This is a genomic window from Pedobacter sp. (assembly GCF_041662865.1).
Lineage (GTDB): Bacteria > Bacteroidota > Bacteroidia > Sphingobacteriales > Sphingobacteriaceae > Pedobacter.
On the sequence record NZ_JBAZRL010000126.1, the window covers coordinates 1 to 2,640 of the forward strand.

Consider the following 2,640-nt stretch of genomic DNA (forward strand, 5'->3'; position numbering starts at 1 on the left):
TGAATTCAGGAGTTTGTGAACTTCCGTTTTCATTATTTTTCTGGAAGTCTAATGAGTAACGGCCATTTAAACCTACTCTATTGCTAAAGTCATATCTAAATCCAATTAAACCACCTACTAAACTCTTTTTAAAACGATCTGAGTCATCTTCTACAATTTTTTGTTCTGCAGTACCAAAACCTGTTTCGAAAGTATTTTTTGTAGACATTAAGAATGATACCTGCGGACCAGCAACTAAATTAAGTCCGCCACCTAATTTAATACTCGCTAAGATCGGAATATCAATAAAGTGGGTAGTCTGGGTAAATTCTCCAAAAGATGAAGTAGATTTATAACCTTTAGTTGAATAAAGAGCTTCTGGTGTGAAGGCAAGATTTTCCAACAACTTAATATCTAATGTAACACCTGCATGGTAACCCACTAGATAATCAGTTTTAAAATCATTGTCGCCATCATCTTTAATAATATTTGAGAAGTTTGCACCGGCTTTGATACCGAATTTAATGGGTTTGTCTGTCGATTGTGCATTAGCAATTCCTGTAGTTAACAAGGCGATCGCTAGGATAAATATTTTTTTCATAATTTTTAATTTTATAAAGCCGAACCTTTAGTTAGGCTATTTTTCTCAATAATAGATTTCACTGTGGTATCGAATAAATGTGCCAAGACGCACTTTGCTTTGCTAAAAAAATCAAATTCCTAGAGCTTTTAATTGAAAATGAAGCTCTTATTGGCAATTGGGCAATTAATGCAAAAAGAAATAAGGACCCGGATTGGGTTTATGAAAGTGTATCAAATTTAATACAACAATGAGCTCGACAAGTAGAAATAGCTAGAATTTAACTAATATTGGGGATTAATATATTTGACCTAATGAAGAAATCCCTTTTTTTACATGCGATTGTTGCGCTTTTACTAAGTAGTTTAACAGTAGATGCCCAACAACCTTCTTATATTGACTTATTAAAGCAGCAGCCTAAATGGGTTGATTCTGTTTTTAAAAAATTGAGTAAAAAGCAAAGAATTGCGCAGATGTTTTTTGTTGCAGCGTATACAAACAAGAGTCAAAAATTTACTGATTCAATAGGGAAAGTAATAAAAAGGGAAAAAATTGGAGGCCTGGTTTTTTTTCAAGGTGGTCCTGTTAGACAAGCAATTCTAACGAATCAATATCAAAAATTAGCTAGAGTACCGCTTCTTATTGCGTCCGATGGCGAATGGGGATTGGGAATGCGTTTAGATAGTACTATTTCTTATCCTTATCAGATGGCGCTAGGTGCAGTTCAGAATAAAGAGCTTATTTATAAAATGGGTTTGGAAGTAGCGAAAGATTTTAAACGCGTTGGTATGCATATGAATTTGGCACCTGACGTGGATGTAAATAACAACGCGAAAAACCCGGTAATTAATTATCGTTCATTTGGAGAAAATAAGTATAACGTAACGGAAAAAGCCGGCGCATACTTAAAAGGTATGCAAGACGGTGGCTTGCTAGTAAGTATTAAACATTATCCTGGACATGGCGATACAGATGTGGATTCCCACTATGATTTACCTCAGCTTAAATTTACAAAGGAACGCTTAGATAGCTTAGAGATGTATCCTTTTAAGGAGCTCATTAAGCAAGGCGCTGCGGGAGTAATGATCGCCCATATGAATATTCCGGCATTAGACCCTACGCCAAATATGCCTTCTACTTTGTCAAAGCCAATTGTAACAGGCATCTTAAAGGAACAGCCAAAATTTGAAGGAATTATTATTTCTGATGCAATGGGAATGAAAGGTGTAGTGAAGTACTTTAAAGATGGGGAGGCTGATGTCATGGGAATAATTGCAGGAAATGATGTGTTGGAACTTTCTGAGAATAGCAAAAGGGCAGTGAAGATGGTTCGTCAGGCAATCAAAGATCAAAGATTAACAATGGAGAGGATTGATGAGAGTGTGAAGAAAATTTTAACAGCGAAATACTGGGCTGGGCTAAATGTAAAACCAAGAGTGGACCAAGAATTTGTGTGGGAAGGTGTTAATCGCGCCGAAAGCCAGGTTTTATTGCAACAACTAGCGGATGCAAGTATGACCCTATTAAGAGGAAGAGATTTTATTCAGGCTTTAACGCCAAGTAAAAGAACTTTTATGATCGATATTGGTTTGGCAGAAAGCAGCAAGTTCCAGAAGGAGTTAGCTACTGTTTATAAAAATTCAATCTCTTTTAGTTTAGAAAAAACAGCAACTGCAGCAGCCATCGCAAAGGTATTATCGCAGATTACACCAGATGATCAAGTGATCATCGCTATCCATGATACGCGTATTCGTCCAGGTAATAATATGCCATTAAATGCAGACTTGAGAACAATGGTTACTAATATGGCAAGTAAAGATGCTGCATTTGTGCTTTTTGCTAACCCATATAATTTGGCAGCTATACCAGGTATAGAAAATGCAAAAGCATTATTAGTTGCTTACCAAAAAGAAGAGTTTATGCAAAAGGCGGCAGCTTCGGTATTAAAAAACCAACTTATACCAACAGGCAAATTACCGGTAACGGCGAGTAGCTTTTTTAAATACGGAGACGGGCTTTAGGCTGGTCGGGTTGATTACCACTATTACCACCATTATTACCACTTTGACAATCTTTAAAGA

General features: G+C 36.4%; 2 protein-coding genes. One reads left to right on the forward strand and one right to left on the reverse strand.

Going from position 1 to position 2,640, the window contains the following annotated elements; translation table 11 throughout:
* Positions 1–580 (reverse strand): porin family protein (locus WC622_RS17055; RefSeq protein WP_372820892.1); only part of this gene is annotated, 580 nt, incomplete at its 3' end.
* 293 nt (positions 581–873) lie between these two features.
* Here WC622_RS17055 and WC622_RS17060 point away from each other — a divergent pair.
* Positions 874–2,580 carry a glycoside hydrolase family 3 protein gene (locus WC622_RS17060; protein ID WP_372820893.1) on the forward strand — a complete coding sequence of 569 codons (1,707 nt, stop codon included), beginning with the start codon at positions 874–876 and terminating at the stop codon, positions 2,578–2,580.
* Positions 2,581–2,640: the final 60 nt, after the last annotated feature.

What these genes read in the sequence shown, in the direction of transcription:
- WC622_RS17060 (WP_372820893.1), top strand. Translation starts at nt 874, where the DNA reads ATGAAGAAATCCCTTTTTTTACATGCGATTGTTGCGCTTTTACTAAGT.